Annotated in this window: 12 protein-coding genes; 10 read left to right on the top strand and 2 right to left on the bottom strand. The window is 43.7% G+C overall.

Features of this window, described 5'->3' with window-relative positions; translation table 11 throughout:
- Window positions 1-873: 873 nt before the first annotated feature.
- Window positions 874-2,106 (bottom strand): multidrug efflux MFS transporter, encoded by a 1,233-nt coding sequence (locus ECA01S_RS09920; RefSeq protein ID WP_067394753.1) that lies wholly within the window; start codon window positions 2,104-2,106, stop codon window positions 874-876.
- A gap of 136 nt (window positions 2,107-2,242) precedes the next feature.
- Between ECA01S_RS09920 and ECA01S_RS09915 the strand changes: the two genes are divergently transcribed.
- From ECA01S_RS09915 to ECA01S_RS09890, 6 genes are all read left to right on the top strand, one after another.
- On the top strand, window positions 2,243-2,812 hold the full coding sequence (locus ECA01S_RS09915) for a TetR/AcrR family transcriptional regulator (protein ID WP_067394750.1): 570 nt from the start codon (window positions 2,243-2,245) through the stop codon (window positions 2,810-2,812).
- An 83-nt stretch (window positions 2,813-2,895) separates the two neighbouring features.
- Complete coding sequence (locus ECA01S_RS09910; protein ID WP_067394746.1) at window positions 2,896-3,267, top strand: DUF1033 family protein; 372 nt, start codon at window positions 2,896-2,898, stop codon at window positions 3,265-3,267.
- Window positions 3,206-5,281, top strand: coding sequence for a DNA topoisomerase III (locus ECA01S_RS09905; RefSeq protein WP_067394742.1), 2,076 nt, complete (start codon window positions 3,206-3,208; stop codon window positions 5,279-5,281). Before ECA01S_RS09910 ends, ECA01S_RS09905 begins: the two co-directional genes overlap by 62 nt.
- A gap of 69 nt (window positions 5,282-5,350) precedes the next feature.
- Window positions 5,351-6,787, top strand: coding sequence for a glycoside hydrolase family 1 protein (locus tag ECA01S_RS09900; protein WP_067394740.1), 1,437 nt, complete (start codon window positions 5,351-5,353; stop codon window positions 6,785-6,787).
- A 177-nt stretch (window positions 6,788-6,964) separates the two neighbouring features.
- Complete coding sequence (locus tag ECA01S_RS09895) at window positions 6,965-9,286, top strand: DNA translocase FtsK (protein WP_067394737.1); 2,322 nt, start codon at window positions 6,965-6,967, stop codon at window positions 9,284-9,286.
- A gap of 441 nt (window positions 9,287-9,727) precedes the next feature.
- A complete protein-coding gene (locus tag ECA01S_RS09890; protein ID WP_067394734.1) occupies window positions 9,728-11,401 on the top strand; it encodes a peptide ABC transporter substrate-binding protein in 1,674 nt (557 codons plus the stop codon).
- Window positions 11,402-11,452: 51 nt separating this feature from the next.
- Here the strand turns inward: ECA01S_RS09890 and ECA01S_RS09885 are convergent, their stop codons facing one another.
- Window positions 11,453-11,788 (bottom strand): DUF3899 domain-containing protein, encoded by a 336-nt coding sequence (locus ECA01S_RS09885; RefSeq protein ID WP_067394731.1) that lies wholly within the window; start codon window positions 11,786-11,788, stop codon window positions 11,453-11,455.
- An 81-nt stretch (window positions 11,789-11,869) separates the two neighbouring features.
- Here ECA01S_RS09885 and opp3b point away from each other — a divergent pair, with 81 nt between their 5' ends.
- The 4 genes from opp3b to ECA01S_RS09865 are packed head-to-tail and all read left to right on the top strand — an operon-like array spanning window position 11,870 to window position 15,860.
- Window positions 11,870-12,811, top strand: coding sequence for an oligopeptide ABC transporter permease (opp3b, locus tag ECA01S_RS09880; protein WP_067394729.1), 942 nt, complete (start codon window positions 11,870-11,872; stop codon window positions 12,809-12,811).
- Complete coding sequence (locus tag ECA01S_RS09875) at window positions 12,811-13,860, top strand: ABC transporter permease (RefSeq protein ID WP_067394726.1); 1,050 nt, start codon at window positions 12,811-12,813, stop codon at window positions 13,858-13,860. The genes opp3b and ECA01S_RS09875 overlap by 1 nt, the downstream gene beginning before the upstream one ends.
- A 5-nt stretch (window positions 13,861-13,865) precedes the next feature.
- Window positions 13,866-14,912, top strand: a complete 1,047-nt coding sequence (locus ECA01S_RS09870) for an ABC transporter ATP-binding protein (protein WP_067394723.1) — start codon at window positions 13,866-13,868, stop codon at window positions 14,910-14,912.
- A gap of 12 nt (window positions 14,913-14,924) precedes the next feature.
- A complete protein-coding gene (locus ECA01S_RS09865; protein ID WP_067394720.1) occupies window positions 14,925-15,860 on the top strand; it encodes an ABC transporter ATP-binding protein in 936 nt (311 codons plus the stop codon).
- Window positions 15,861-15,880: the final 20 nt, after the last annotated feature.

Raw genomic sequence — 15,880 nt, 5'->3', positions numbered from 1 at the left:
CGTTTTTACTGAAAAAGAGGAAGAAATGGCGAAAAATCGCTTTATTTCTTCCTCTTTTTATCTGGGGCGTAGGTCACCGTTTTTTTCAGTAATATAGTTAATAATTATCTTTTCTATAATTTTCTTCGACTCGATAGAGAAGGATGACTATCAGGAAGATTCCCATAGAAAGAACAATATCAGTGAATGTGATGTTTCGCAATTTTAGAATAGGCATAAAGAGTAGAGGAAAACAATAAATATATATTCTCTCACCCTTTGTCAGATTTTTTTCAAAATAAGTACTGAAAAAAGATATACCAATAACGCCTTTTTGAAATAGAAAACGTTGTGTACCAAGTGATAAAGTTACCATAATCATCGTAGGTATCCTGGTTTCGGGATAGCGAAAAACTTGGTGTAGGAGGCAGGCTGTTATTAGATAAAGAACGTATACAACTATCAAGGCTAAATTTCTTTTACGACCGTTATTGTGCAACCTGGCACCTCCGTTCTTTAGGCATAGTACGACTAATTTAGGATATTTTAGACGTACTATTGTTAGCTTTACCATTCTACAATAGTTTAGAACATGTCCTTGCGCAAATACTACTCCTTAAGGAAAACGATTACAATTATTTTAGTTATTCTCTTTTTCATTACTTTTTTTGAAATATTGGTTGGTGAAGCAGTCAATCTTTGGACCAAATTAAAAAGGTGGCTTTTCATATTGGCATGACACCTTGGTACCTTTAGTACCAAGCTATTTGTTTTCTTTATTTTTATCTTGAAGAGTCCATCGTAGCAGTAGTAGAGAAGTGTACAAGTAGAAATGTAAAAGACGCCCACAAGCTGTTGCATCGTCTTTGGATGCTAGCAGACTGTAGGCGTTTTTTAAGCTTTATGGGTTTCAGGTTCTTTGATTTCTTGGGTGTTGTGGCGCACTAATAAAAAGTTGGTGAAGACTAATAGTGAAGTGGATAAGAACACGCCACGGTAACCAAACATGCTGGAGACGCTGGAGCCAATCATGGGACCGAAAACATTCCCGGTAGCTTGGAAGGACTGATTATAGCTAAAGATGCGTCCAGCAGCGTCACTTGGTGAATACTTGGTAATCAAAGCTTGGACGGCTGGTAAAAGACAAGCATCCGAAATGCCAATCAAAAAACGGAGAAAAGCTAATTGCCAAACATTGTGAACAAAGGCCATGGGAATATAAACAATCACCGCAAATAATAAGCCTAAAGCTAAAATGCGCTCGCTCCCGATACGGTCACCTAAGCGCCCAAAGCGCGGGGCCGCGATTAAAGTAGCGATACCGGGGATTGAGGCGATGATACCACTCACCAAGGTCACATTGCCATGGCCATGGAGTAGCTGCCGGATGTACAAGCTAATGATGGGGCTAATGGAATTATTGGAAGCTTGGATGATCATGGTGGTGATAAACATGCCAATCACCACATGCGGGTATTTCAAATTTTGAAAGATTTGTTTGGCGGAGGCCATTTGGGCTTTTTCTACCGGCACAAATTCTTCGTGAACGAATACGAGACTAAGTAGAAAAACTAAAAATAGAATGACGCTTGTAATGAAGAAAGTTGGGCGATAGCCAAAAGCTGAGGCGGAAACGCCCCCTAAAAGCGGCCCTAACAAGGTGCCGGTTACAGAGCCAGTGGCTAAAGTCCCTAATACTTGGCCGCTTTTTTCACGGGGAGTGCCGGTGGCAACTAAGGCGGTGGCGTTACTGATATAGCCAGCGAAAATCCCTTGTAATAAGCGTAAGCCAATTAATTGATAGACGTTTGTCACAAAACCCATCAAGCCAATGACGATTGCCATCCCTAAAGAGGCCCGCAGCAGCATCAATTTGCGGCCTTTTTGGTCAGCTAAACGTCCCCACCAAGGGGAAACGATGGTGGTCACTAGAAACGTGGCGGAAAATGTCAGACCACTCCAAAAATTCAACTGATCGGTGGTGAAATCACCTAAGGTATCTATGTATAAGGACATAAAGGGCATCACAAGGCTAAAACCAATACCGGCCATAAAGGTCCCAAACCACAAGACAATTAAATTTTGTTCCCAAGGTGCCCGTGTAGGGAAAAGTTCTTTAAAACGCAAAAAAGGTCACTTCTTTCTGAAAGTTTTCATTCAACCTTGTCGATTATAAACTACGTATAATAGTTTATCAATGAAAGACCTTTAAAAAAATGCTGAGATAGCGTAAAATAAGACTGGTTGATTGAAGGAGGACTCCATGAAAAAACGTAATCTTTCTCAAGAAAAAATCATTCGCTGTGCCCGTGAATTAGCGAAAGAAAAGGATATCCAATTACTAACGTTTCAAGACTTAGCGAAAGAGCTGGATATCAAAGCACCTTCTCTGTATAACCATTTTAAAAATATGCAAGAGGTTCGTAGTGGCTTGACAGCGATGCTGCTGCAGGAATTGAATGAAACATTACGGCGTGCTTTAGTCGGCAAAAGTCAAGGTGCAGCGCTTTTTAGTTATGCTGAGATCTATCAAACCTTTGCCTACGAGAATCAAGAAGTCTATGAGCTGTTGATCAATGTACCGCAAATGCATGATGAGCGACTGCTAGAAAAAACCTATGAAACGACAGATATCATTATGCAGATTTTAGAAGGGTATCAATTGTCTAAAGAGGAACGGATTCATTTTAGTCGGCAACTACGAAGTCTGGTTCATGGCTATCTCTCTTTGCGCTTTATGGGCTATTTCACCAAGGAAGCGGACGTTGAACCAGATAGCAGTTATCAAAAAATGATCCAGCAATTTGTGGCTGATCTGGACATATATAAATAATGAACCTTTTATAAACAAGTTAGTTGCAGTTCCCCGTAAAAGAGCATAGACTGTTCTTAGGAAAAATTTGAAGGAGCGATCACATGTATCAAGTGGTAACCATGTACGGGGATAATGAGCCTTGGTGGTTTTTTGACGAATGGCAAGCCGATATCAAAGAAAAGCAAGAATTTGCCAGCTTTGATGAAGCCGCTGCTTTTTATCGCCAACAATGGGTAAAGGTTCACCAAAATTATGATTATATTAATGCAAAAGCGAATTATTTATCCGCTTTTTGGAATGAAGGCGAAGAACGCTGGTGTGAGGAATGCGATGACGACCTGCAGCAGTACTTTGGCCTAGCCTTATTAAAAGACTATCAGGCAGTGACCTGCGAAAGTGGAAAGGAATTTTATGAAACAACTAATTCTAACGGAAAAGCCAAGTGTTGCAAAAGACTTGAGCAAGGTGCTTAAAGCACAACAAAAACATAAAAACTATTATGAAGGACCCAACGTCATTGTGACCTGGGCCCTTGGTCATTTATTGGGATTGAAAATGCCGGAGGATATCAATAAGGAATGGCAAACTTGGCAGCTAGAGACACTGCCCATGATTCCTAAACGGTTTGGTATTAAGCCGCTACCTAAGACGGGCTACCAATTGAAAGCCATCAAACAGCTATTGCAGCGGAACGATGTCAGTGAGGTGGTAATTGCGACCGATGCTGGACGTGAGGGGGAATTAGTTGCCCGTTGGATCTTAGAATATGCCAATTACAAAGGTCCGCTTAAGCGGCTTTGGATTTCTTCGCAAACCGACAAAGCCATCAAAGAAGGCTTTCAAAAATTGCGACCTGGTAAAGAGTATGATAATTTATACCGTTCAGCCTTGGCACGTGCCGAAGCGGATTGGCTGGTGGGGCTAAATGTTACGCGGGCTTTGACAGTGAAATATCAAGATAATCTTTCGGCCGGCCGGGTTCAAACGCCGACTTTAGCATTGGTACACCAGCAGGAAGCAAAGATCGAGCAGTTTCGACCGCAGACCTATCACACCCTGACTCTTTCAGTGGAGCAGGAAACGGCGCAATTACAGCTAAAAAACCCCTATGCGTTGAAAGAACGGGCTGAGGCGGAAAAAATCGCGCAAACGATTAGCCAACAGCTAGGTACGGTTACGGAAGTTACGGAAAAAGTCAAAAGCGAACCGGCACCACTGCCGTACGATCTAACGGAAATCCAGCGAGAAGCCAATCAACGCTACCAATATTCAGCCAAGAAGACTTTATCACTAGTTCAAAGTCTATATGAGACCCATAAAATCGTCACCTATCCCCGAACTGATAGCAAGTACTTGACGCAAGATATGTTAGGAACCATGAAAGAACGGCTCCAAGCCATCAGTGATTTTAGTCCAGAAGTCAAAGAGTATTTGAAAAATGGCGCTAAAGTTGTCCAAATGAAAGTTTTTCAAGATCAAAGGGTTACGGATCACCATGCTTTGATTCCAACAGAACAACGTCCACGCTATGAAAAGCTTTCAACGGATGAGCAGCGCATCTATCAAATGATTGTTCAACGCTTTTTAGGCTTATTTGCCGCTCCTCATAAAACAGCAACCCAGACAGCTACTGTTGTTTTCGGGGACTATCGGTTTGTTTTCAAGCAAAAAACCGTTTTAGAAGCTGGCTGGAAAACGACAGAGACTGCTAGTCAAGGTCGTAAGTGGCAAAAAGACGAGACCGTCAAAGGCAATATCACGATTAAAAAAGAATTGACTAGTCCACCAAAACCCTTGAATGAGGGTAGCTTGTTAGGCTTGATGGAAAAGCATAGTTTAGGCACGCCAGCCACACGAGCTGAGATTATCGAAAAATTGATCAAATCTGAACTGATGGAACGCACGCCTAGTGGGTTATTAGTCACTCCTAAAGGCAAACAACTACTGCAATTTGTTAATCCATCCTTAGTGACACCCGAACTAACCGAAAAATGGGAACGGCAATTGGAAGCTATCGCCCAAGGTCGTTACTCTGCAGATACCTTTATTCAAGCAATCGAAAAAGACACCGGAAGTCTAGTAAGAGAAATCAAAAATAGCCAGCAGAGCTACCAAGATTTTTCACTGACGCAAAAGAAATGTCCAGAGTGTGGCTCGCTTTTACGAGAAAAGAATACCCGTGATGGCAAGATTTACGTCTGCAGTAACCCTGAGTGTAGCTATCGTCGCCGTAAAGACCCGAAAGTTTCCAACCATCGCTGTCCACAGTGTCATCGTAAGATGGAGATTATTGAAGGGAAAAATGGCAGCTATTTCCGCTGTAAATATGACGGGACAACGGAGAAAATGTTGGATAAAAAAGAACGTAGTAAAAAGATTAGCAAACAGGAAGAACGTCGCCTGCTGAAGAAGTATACGCAAGAAGAACCACAAGAAAGTCCGCTAGCAGCTGCTTTGAAAGCGGCTATGTCAGAAAATGATAATTAACATTCTAAGATTGCCTTAAATAACAGAAAGTGCTACCATTTGGATAGTATCTAGGAAAGGAAGAAAGGCATGGATCATAAAAAATTAACAGCATTTCCCGATCAATTCCTATGGGGTTCGGCCTCAGCAGCGTATCAAGTAGAGGGTGCGTGGGATGAAGACGGTAAAGGCTTATCTGTTTGGGATGAATTCGTTCGTATTCCCGGCAAAACATTTAAAGGCACCAATGGCGATGTGGCCGTTGACCACTATCACCGTTTCAAAGAAGACGTCGCATTAATGGCGGAACAAGGCTTGAAAACCTACCGTTTCTCCATTGCTTGGACGCGTATTTTCCCAGAGGGCCGTGGCGAGGTCAACGTAGAAGGGTTGAACTTCTATCAAGATTTGGTTGACGAGTTGATTAAGCACAACATTGAACCGATGATCACGTTGTATCACTGGGATTTACCACAAACACTACAAGAGGAGTATGGCGGTTGGGAATCTCGTCAAATTATTGAAGACTTCACCAATTACGCAGCCACTCTTTTTGAAGCGTTCCGTGGCAAAGTGCATTATTGGGTCAGCTTGAATGAACAAAATGTTTTCACTTCACTAGGCTATATGTTGGCGGCGCATCCACCAGGTGTAACAGATCCAAAACGGATGTATGCAGCGAACCATATCGCAAATTTGGCTAATGCAAGTGTTATCAATAAATTCCATGAGTTGCAGATGCCAGGGAAGATTGGGCCAAGTTTTGCTTACACGCCAAACTATGCCATCGACAGCGACCCTAAAAATGTCTTGGCAGCAGAAAACGCTGAGGATTTGATGGCACACTATTGGATGGATGTTTATTTGTGGGGCAAATACCCAATCGCAGCGATGCGTTTCTTGGAAGAACAAGGTTGGGCACCAACCATTGAGCCTGGTGATCAAGAATTACTAGAGTCAGCTAAACCAGACTTTTTGGGCATCAACTATTACCAAACAGCGACAAATGCCTTCAATCCATTAGATGGTGTCGGCTCAGGTAAGATGAATACGACTGGTAAAAAAGGCTCTTCTGAAGAGTCAGGGGTACCGGGTATGTATAAAAAAGTTACGAATCCTTTCGTTGACCGAACAAACTGGGACTGGGAAATTGATCCAGAAGGTTTGCGTATCGCGTTGCGCCGCATTACCAGTCGCTACCGTGTACCGGTTATGATTACTGAAAACGGCTTGGGTGAGTACGATAAAATTACAGCTGAAAATGAGATCCATGATGATTACCGGATTAAGTATCTTTCTGGACACGTTCATGCCATCAAAGAAGCCATCAGTGATGGAGCTGAGGTTTTAGGCTACTGCACGTGGTCTTTCACCGACCTGTTAAGCTGGTTGAATGGCTATCAAAAACGTTACGGCTTTGTTTACGTTGACCGCGATGAAGACGGGGAACGCACCATGAATCGTTACAAAAAAGATAGCTTCTACTGGTATCAAGAAGTCATCAAAGAAAACGGCGCAAATAGTTAAAAGAGGTAGCATTGCCTCTCAGACTGTAGACAAAATCCTATTTAAGGGAAATTGTCTACAGTTTTTCTTTTCCTTTTTGCTGGTCTACGACAATTTTTGTAAATCCGCCGGAAGTCTCTTGAAAGCGAACAGACGTTTTAGGTATAATGGGGAGTAATGGAAAAGAGGGATGTTGGAATGGCGAAACAAAAACGCAAAAAAAGTCGCAGTAAGAAAAAACAACAGCGACAGCAAATGCTGATCATTGGGGCACTCTTAGTATTCTTTGGCTTATTCGCCCTTTTGAAACTGGGCTTTTTAGGAACCATGATCGCCAATGTGTTTCGAATTATAGTAGGAAATACGTATCCGCTATTAGCTGCGGGCACGATTTTATATGGTGCAGTGATTTTAGTGAAGCAAGATGTACCAACCTTTAAGCATAAAGAAAAGCTGTGGGGCGTGCTGCTTTTATATTTAGGAGTGTTATTATTCCTGCATACTCGGATGTTTGCCGGGATTGATTCAACGACGGCCGCTCCGCTGGGAACTACTTGGAGACTGTTGTTTACTGATATTAAAGCCAATGCGGTACAGCAGGCTGTTGGCGGTGGGATGTTAGGTGCTTTGTTGTACTCTGCGACTAATTTTCTAGTGGCACAAATTGGCAGCTACTTAATTGCCGTGTTATTAGTAATTGCGGGTGCCTTAGTTGTCTCACCAATTGACGCTCATCAACTAGCTGATGGGTTACAGCACATTGGTACTTGGTTCAAAGGTGCCAGTGAACGCAGTCAGGCACGTCAAGCGCAACGTTCAGCTGCACGTGCGGAAAAGAAAGCGGCGGAGGATGCGCGAATCCAGCAAGAGGCAGAAGCCCGTTTGAAAAACACCGTGCGGCCCATGACGCCAGGCGAACAGCTGGCACAAGAAGAACAAGAAGCCATTATTGAAAAGCCTCAGCAGATGGAATTACCCATCATCGACAGCTTTCAGCAAGCTCGTGCTGCCAAGCCCATGCCAGTGGAACAGGTGGCCGATGAGCTGGAAGAAATGGAAGGGGAACTGGAATTTGAAATCAAAGCGGAAGAGGAAGACCGCGATTATCAATTACCACCCTCCACGCTGTTGGACACGATCCCAGCGACGGATCAGAGCGATGAGTATCAAAAAATTGAGCGTAACATCGGTGTTTTAGAGCAAACATTTAAAAGCTTTGGCGTAGATGCTAAAGTCGTGAAAGCTAGTTTAGGACCGGCTGTAACGAAGTTTGAGGTTCAACCGGCTGTCGGCGTTAAAGTCAGCAAAATTGTTGGCTTAACAGACGATATCGCGCTGGCTTTGGCGGCGAAAGATGTGCGAATGGAAGCACCGATTCCCGGGAAATCGCTCATTGGGATTGAAGTCCCTAATAACCAAATCAGTATGGTTTCTTTCCGCGATGTGATTGAGTCACAGCCTAGCCATCCTGATAAACTATTAGAAGTCCCATTAGGGCGTGATATTTCCGGCATGGTACAATCAGCCGACTTAACCAAAATGCCTCATATGCTGATTGCCGGGTCTACTGGGAGTGGGAAATCAGTCTGTATCAACGGAATTATTACGAGTATTTTGATGCGGGCTAAACCACATGAAGTTAAATTGATGATGATTGACCCAAAAATGGTAGAACTGAATGTCTACAATGGGATTCCGCATTTGTTGACGCCCGTTGTGACCAATCCAAGAAAAGCATCGCAAGCTCTGCATAAAGTCGTTCAAGAAATGGAACGACGGTACGAACTATTCGCGGCAAGCGGTGTTCGGAATATTACTGGCTATAATGAAATGGTGGCTGATTTAAATGCCAATGATGGCGAGAATCGCCCCATCCTGCCTTTTATCGTGGTAGTAGTCGATGAATTAGCCGACTTGATGATGGTGGCCAGCAATGAGGTGGAAGACGCCATTATCCGTTTAGCCCAAATGGCGCGGGCGGCTGGTATCCATATGATTTTGGCGACGCAACGACCAAGTGTGGATGTTATTACTGGGATTATTAAGGCGAATGTGCCTTCACGGATTGCCTTTGCTGTTTCTAGCGGAACTGATTCCCGCACGATTATTGATAGTAATGGTGCTGAGAAATTATTGGGGCGTGGCGATATGCTGTTCTTACCGATGGGTGAGAATAAAGCGATTCGGATCCAAGGGGCTTTTATTTCTGATCATGAAGTCGAACGGGTTGTCAGCTTTGTAACGGATCAGCAAGAGGCTGATTATCAAGAAGATATGATGCCCTCGGAAGAACCAGAGACAGTGGCCGGTGAAGCTTCACAGGATGAGTTATATGAAGACGCAAAAGCCATGGTGGTGGAAATGCAGACTGCCAGCATTTCACTGTTACAACGACGTTTCCGTATCGGCTATAACCGTGCAGCGCGTCTAATTGATGAACTTGAGGCGAATCAAGTCATTGGTCCGTCAGAGGGCAGCAAGCCAAGGCAAGTCTATGCTCAGCCGGAACCAGAGGAATAAACTTAATTAATCTTTAAAAAGAGTTACTTTGAACAAGCGCTTAGCGGCGGCTTCGTCAAAGTGACTCTTTTTTGCATATCCTCAGTAGTGCAAACGCGCTGCGTATGAGGTAATAAACTGCATGAAAAACAAGGATACTCGCAGAACGTTCGTGTTTAAAAAAATAAGATAAAAAAACCAACTGCATTTTTTTGCAAATAAAGAAAATAAACATACAATTATCAGAAAAATCAATTATTCATTCAATTTTTTTAAAGTTATTTAAATTCGTTATAAAACCTTTAATTCCGCGATTTTTGTTTTTAAGACGGTTATTTATTGTGAAAATGCTGAGTTTCGATGAAAAAAGTTCTTGATTTTTTAATAATTATTAATTAAAATCTTAAACAACTTCAGAAATTGCTAATTATTCTGAAAATTCAACTAATAAGGGGTAGGCGTATGAAGAAAAAATGGTGGTTGGGTTTAGCAGTATGTGGGCTCGTTTTAGCGGGCTGTACAACTGGCGGTGGCGGTAATTCCACTGACAGTACCGGAGGAGGCAGTGCATCATCTGGTGGCGGAGGCGGCGAACAAGTCTTTAACGTAGTCGTCAATCAAGAAATGCCAAGTGCCGATCTTTCCTTAGCAACAGATACCATTAGTTTTAGTGCTTTGAACAATGTTTATGAGGGGCTTTACCGTTTGGACGCAGATAGTAAGCCACAACCAGCTGGTGCTAGTGAAGCAGCGGAAGTCAGTGAAGATGGTTTGACCTATAAAATCAAGCTGCGTGAAGATGCGACTTGGTCAAATGGAGACCCTGTAACGGCGGCTGACTACGTTTATGGCTGGCAACGGACCGTTAAACCGGAAACAGCGTCAGAATACGGGTATTTATATGCACCAGTTAAGAACGCAGAAAAAATCACAGCTGGCGAAATGGACCCAGGCGAACTTGGCATCAAAGCAGTAGGCGATCATGAGTTAGAGATCACTTTAGAAAAAGCTACGCCATATTTTGATTATTTATTGGCATTCCCTTCTTTCTTCCCACAAAAACAAACCGTGGTAGAAGAGCATGGTAAAGATTATGCCTCAAATAGTGACAATGCCATTTACAATGGACCATTTACCTTGGCCGACTTTGACGGACCAGGAACAGATACGGAATGGACCTATGTAAAAAATGATCATTATTGGGATAAAGATACTGTGAAATTAGACAAGATCAACGTCTCTGTTGTCAAAGAAGCTTCTACTTCCTTGAATCTTTTCCAAGATGGGCAAGCAGATGATGTCATCTTGACAGGTGAATTAGCGCAGCAAATGGCGAATGACCCAGCCTTTGTTTCACAAAAAGAAGCAACAACTTACTATCTAGAATTGAATCAACGAGAAGATAATTCTCCTTTTAAAAATGAAAACTTGCGAAAAGCTTTGTCTTACGCAATCGACCGTGACGCGTTAGTGAATAGTATCTTAGGCGACGGTTCCGTAGCGGCAACTGGCTTGGTTCCTTCTGAAATGACCTTCAGCCCAAGTGGTAACGAAGATTTCGCGAAAGCAGCTGGTTCAGTATTAGCTTACGACCAAGACAAAGCGAAAGAACATTGGGAAAAAGCTAAGCAGGAATTAGGTAAAGATACCTTTGAATTTGATTTCCTAGCTTCTGATACAGACTCTACGAAGAAAATCTTGGAATACATCAAGGGTGCCGTTGAAGGAACCTTAGATGGTATCACATTGAACTTGAGTCCAGTTCCATTTGCCGTTCGTTTGGATCGTTCAAATGCCGGTGACTTTGATATCTTGATGGGTGGTTGGGGTGCTGACTACGCTGATGCTTCAAGCTTTACGGACTTGTTTGTTACAGGTAACTCATACAACCGTGGCCGTTGGAGCAACAAAGAATATGATGAAGTGGTGAAAGCTTCTGCTACCACCGATGCCAATAATCCAGAAAAACGCTGGGAAGATCTGATCAAAGCTGAACAGACAATCATGGCCGAGCAAGGTGTTGTACCAGTTTATCAAAAAGCCGAAGCACATTTACGAGCTGAAAAAGTCAAAGGTGTTGTCGCCCATGCGGCCGGCGCCCAATATGACTACAAGTGGACTTCTATCGAAGAATAAAAAAACAGGAGTCGTGAGGCCTCTCAGTGAACAAGAGAGGTCTCACAACTCCTAATTTTTCAAAAAAGATAGACCCAAAGCAATCAGGGAGGCTAACAGCAAGATTCCGGCTGGCGCTAGCCAAAAAGGAAAGCTGCGTCCTACTTCTGAAAGCTTTACATACGCGGTCGTATCGCGATGGACGGCTTTTTTCATGGAACGTTGGAAGGTATCAAAGAAGCCTGACGAACAAACCCATAAGAAAATGCCGATGATCAAAAAGAACAAACAGCATAAAAAGAGCAGGTTGGCGAAGCCCAACAGCGACCAGTTGCTAGTCACTACTAGCCAAAGCGCTGCTAGCACAAGGACTGCTAGACTGATCATACTAGAACGACGGTAGTTCATAGGACACATCCTTTACTGAGAAGTCAATTCTACTCTACCGAAAGTTAGGAAAGAAGTCAAAACACAAAGGAGGCGGCAGGGTTGAACAGTTTCGTCAAATACTTTCTCAAACGTGTATTTTTTATGATCATCACTTTGTGGTTGATCGCTACTATTACCTTTTTCCTCATGCAGTTCCTACCGGGGACACCCTATACGAACCAGGAAAAGCTTAGCCCTGAACAAATTGCATTACTAAATCAACAAGCAGGGTTAGATAAACCAGTAATTGTCCAATATGGTATTTATCTTTCGAACTTATTAAAAGGAGACTTTGGTATTTCCTTCCAATTTAAAAACCAGGCAGTCTCCAGCTTATTAGCCGGACGTGTTGGTCCATCCTTGCAGCTGGGCTTCCAAGCAATCGTCTTCGGAACATTCTTCGGGATTATTTTAGGAACGGTTTCGGCGATGCGTCAAAATACCTGGATTGATACATCGGCAACTTTAGTGGCGATTTTGGGACGTTCCATCCCCAACTTCGTGTTTGCCGTACTACTGCAATACATCTTTGCTATCAAGCTACATGTCTTACCAATTGCTAAGTGGGAAACCTTTCTCAGCACGATTTTACCGACAATTGCCTTAGCCATGTCGCCACTTGCCGATTCGGCGCGGTTTATTCGAACCGAGATGGTGGAGGTGCTCCACAGTGACTATGTCGAACTAGCGCGCGCTAAAGGCTTAAGCCGGTGGGAAATTGCCTTTAAACACGGCTTACGGAATAGTTTGATTCCGCTCTTAACGCTCTTAGGACCATTGGCAGTCGGCTTAATGACAGGGAGTTTGGTGGTTGAAAATATTTTTGCCATCCCGGGAATTGGGGAGCAGTTTGTAAAATCCATCATGACGAAGGACTATCCAACGATTATGGCGGTCACCTTGCTGTACTCAGCTATGTTGATCTTCGTCATTTTGATTGTTGACTTGCTGTATGGTCTAGTGGATCCACGGATTCGGGTACAAGGAGGGAGTCGAGGTTAATGGAAAGCTATAAAGTAAATGAAGTTCCAGAAAAAATCGCGGCACTCTCACCGGCAGAGTTTCAGCCGTTAACACAAAGTACCAAAAAAGAACGGGAAAAAATTGCTGCACCTTCCCTGACTTTTTTACAAGATTCATGGCGCCGATTGCGGAAAAATAAAGCCGCTGTCTTCTCCATCAGTTTATTGGTCGTCATTTTATTGATTTCGATTGTGACGATTTTTGTTTCACCACATGATCCAACCGCACAGAATATCCAATATATCAACCTGCCACCGCGAATTCCCGGAATTGACATTAATGGCTTGAACGGAAGCGCCAAAGTCGGCGGACAAATCGTCGACCGCTATGCGCAGGCTGGGGTACCAGAAGGCGTCAATTTCCTATTAGGGACAGATGCCCTAGGTCGTGACGTGTTAAGCCGGCTTTTTGTGGGAACCCGTATCTCCCTTTTAATCGCCTTTATCGCCGCACTTTTGGATATTACGATTGGTGTGACCTATGGCTTAATCTCAGGCTTACTAGGGGGCCGCGTGGATAACATCATGCAACGTTTTTTAGAAGTATTGTCTGGTATTCCTAACTTAGTTGTGATGATCTTGATGCTAGTGGTTTTTGAACCAGGGATTCCCTCCATCATTGCTGCTATGGCGATTACTAACTGGATTTCCATGGCACGGATCGTTCGGGCTCAGACGATGAAGCTAAAGGATCAGGAATTTGTTTTGGCGGCGACAACCCTGGGGGAGAGCCGCGTTAAAATCGCCTTTAAACACATTCTGCCGAATATCTCCAGCGTGATCATCGTGCAAATGATGTTTAGTATTCCTTCAGCGATCTTCTTTGAAGCCTTCCTAAGCTTTATCGGACTAGGCTTGAAGCCGCCATCAGCCTCTTTAGGGATGCTCCTAAGCGATGGCTACAAAACGTGGCAGTTCTTGCCTTATCAACTTTGGGTGCCTGCTGTGACCCTTTCCATCATTATGATTGGCTTCAACTTATTGGCAGACGGTTTACGAGACGCGTTTGACCCTAAAATGAAAGAGTGAGGTAGATGAAGAAAATTTTAGAAGTAAAAAATTTAGAGATTTCTTTCGATACTTACGCGGGGCAAGTGCGAGCAATCCGAGATGTCAGCTTTGATCTTCATGAAGGTGAAACGTTGGCCATTGTAGGGGAGTCCGGTAGCGGCAAGTCCGTTACGACACGCTCCATCATGCGTCTGTTAGCCAGTAACGCCAATATCGATAACGGTCAAATCCTATTTAAAGGAGAAGACCTAGTAGGAAAATCAGAAAAAGAGATGCAAAAGATTCGCGGGAAAGAAATTGCTATGATCTTCCAAGATCCTATGACCTCTCTTGATCCCACCATGCCGATTGGCAAACAAGTAGCGGAATCTTTAGTGAAGCATAATAAGATTTCTAAGAAAGAAGCCTTAGGGAGCGCTTTAGAGCTTTTGAAAATGGTTGGTATCCCTAATGCAGAAAAACGCTTGAAGAACTATCCCCACCAATTTTCAGGGGGACAGCGGCAGCGGATTGTCATAGCGATTGCTTTAATCTGTTATCCGCAGATTCTGATTGCCGATGAGCCAACCACCGCCTTGGATGTAACGATTCAAGCCCAAATTTTGGAATTGCTGAAAGACATCCAAACGAAAATTAACACCTCCATTATCTTCATTACCCACGATTTAGGGGTAGTAGCGAATGTTGCCGACCGAGTAGCCGTTATGTATGGTGGCCGAATCGTGGAAGTAGGAACGGCAGAAGAAATTTTCTATAATCCACAACATCCATATACATGGGGACTTTTAGGCTCGATGCCAACTTTGGAAGGAACCGGCGACCGCTTATACGCGATTCCGGGTTCGCCACCAGACTTGTTGGCGCCGCCACAAGGGGATGCATTTTATCCGCGTAACGAATTTGCCTTGAAGATTGATGCGGAGGAGGCACCGCCATTCTTTGAGATTTCACCGACTCACAAAGCCGCGACTTGGCTCTTGGCACCACAAGCACCAAAAGTGACACCGCCGCCGGAGATCCAGATCCGCTGGGCAAAATATCAAGAAAAGCAAGCGCATAGCTTAGTTTAAGGAGGGCGAGAGATGGAAAAAATCTTATTAGAAGTGCGAAACCTTAAACAATATTTCAATGTCGGCCGTAAAGACGAGGTGAAAGCCGTCGATGATGTGACCTTTCATATTTATGAAGGTGAGACATTTGGGTTAGTCGGGGAGTCAGGTAGTGGAAAGTCTACCACCGGACGCACGATTATTCGTTTGAACGAACCCACAGGTGGCGAGATTTTATTCGACAATCAAGATGTCACTAAAATCAAAGGCAAGCAAGCACTCACCACCTTTCGCCGAGAAGTTCAGATGATTTTTCAAGATCCTTATGCGTCCTTGAACCCGCGGATGAAGGTCAATGACATTATTGCAGAAGGTCTAGATATCAACGGTTTAGTAAAAAATCCGCAAGAACGGACCGAACGTGTCAATGAGTTGCTAGAGATCGTAGGACTGAATCCTAGTCATGGTTCTCGTTATCCTCATGAATTTTCCGGTGGGCAGCGGCAGCGGATTGGTATTGCCCGTGCGTTAGCCGTTAAACCAAAATTTATTATTTGTGATGAACCAATCTCGGCTTTAGACGTGTCGATTCAAGCACAGGTGGTCAATTTATTGCAAGACTTACAAGAAGAGCAAAAGCTGACTTATTTGTTTATCGCCCATGACCTGTCTATGGTCAAACATATTAGTGACCGCATTGGGGTTATGCACAATGGCAAATTGTTGGAGATGGGTACCAGTGATGAAATCTATTACAGCGGGGTGCATCCCTATACCGAAAGTTTGTTATCAGCCATTCCTTTGCCTGACCCAGACTATGAGCGCACGCATACACGGATGCGTTATCCAGGCGACCCGCAAGATGGTAAGGAGCGCAGTTTAACAGAGATTGTTCCCGGTCACTTTGTCTATGCTAGTAAAGACGAAGTGCCCATGTATCGTGAAAAAATCGCAGCCAAGAAAAGGTAATCAAGACTCGAGAGGTGACC

Source organism: Enterococcus canis NBRC 100695 (assembly GCF_001544375.1).
GTDB classification, from domain to species: Bacteria; Bacillota; Bacilli; order Lactobacillales; family Enterococcaceae; genus Enterococcus_H; species Enterococcus_H canis.
This window is presented reverse-complemented; position numbering and strand designations above follow the sequence as displayed.

What these genes read in the sequence shown, in the direction of transcription:
- ECA01S_RS09890 (WP_067394734.1), top strand. Translation starts at nt 9,728, where the DNA reads ATGAAGAAAAAATGGTGGTTGGGTTTAGCAGTATGTGGGCTCGTTTTA.
- ECA01S_RS09875 (WP_067394726.1), top strand. Translation starts at nt 12,811, where the DNA reads ATGGAAAGCTATAAAGTAAATGAAGTTCCAGAAAAAATCGCGGCACTC.
- ECA01S_RS09870 (WP_067394723.1), top strand. Translation starts at nt 13,866, where the DNA reads ATGAAGAAAATTTTAGAAGTAAAAAATTTAGAGATTTCTTTCGATACT.
- ECA01S_RS09915 (WP_067394750.1), top strand. Translation starts at nt 2,243, where the DNA reads ATGAAAAAACGTAATCTTTCTCAAGAAAAAATCATTCGCTGTGCCCGT.
- ECA01S_RS09895 (WP_067394737.1), top strand. Translation starts at nt 6,965, where the DNA reads ATGGCGAAACAAAAACGCAAAAAAAGTCGCAGTAAGAAAAAACAACAG.
- ECA01S_RS09885 (WP_067394731.1), bottom strand. Translation starts at nt 11,788, where the DNA reads ATGAACTACCGTCGTTCTAGTATGATCAGTCTAGCAGTCCTTGTGCTA.
- ECA01S_RS09910 (WP_067394746.1), top strand. Translation starts at nt 2,896, where the DNA reads ATGTATCAAGTGGTAACCATGTACGGGGATAATGAGCCTTGGTGGTTT.
- ECA01S_RS09865 (WP_067394720.1), top strand. Translation starts at nt 14,925, where the DNA reads ATGGAAAAAATCTTATTAGAAGTGCGAAACCTTAAACAATATTTCAAT.
- ECA01S_RS09900 (WP_067394740.1), top strand. Translation starts at nt 5,351, where the DNA reads ATGGATCATAAAAAATTAACAGCATTTCCCGATCAATTCCTATGGGGT.
- ECA01S_RS09905 (WP_067394742.1), top strand. Translation starts at nt 3,206, where the DNA reads ATGAAACAACTAATTCTAACGGAAAAGCCAAGTGTTGCAAAAGACTTG.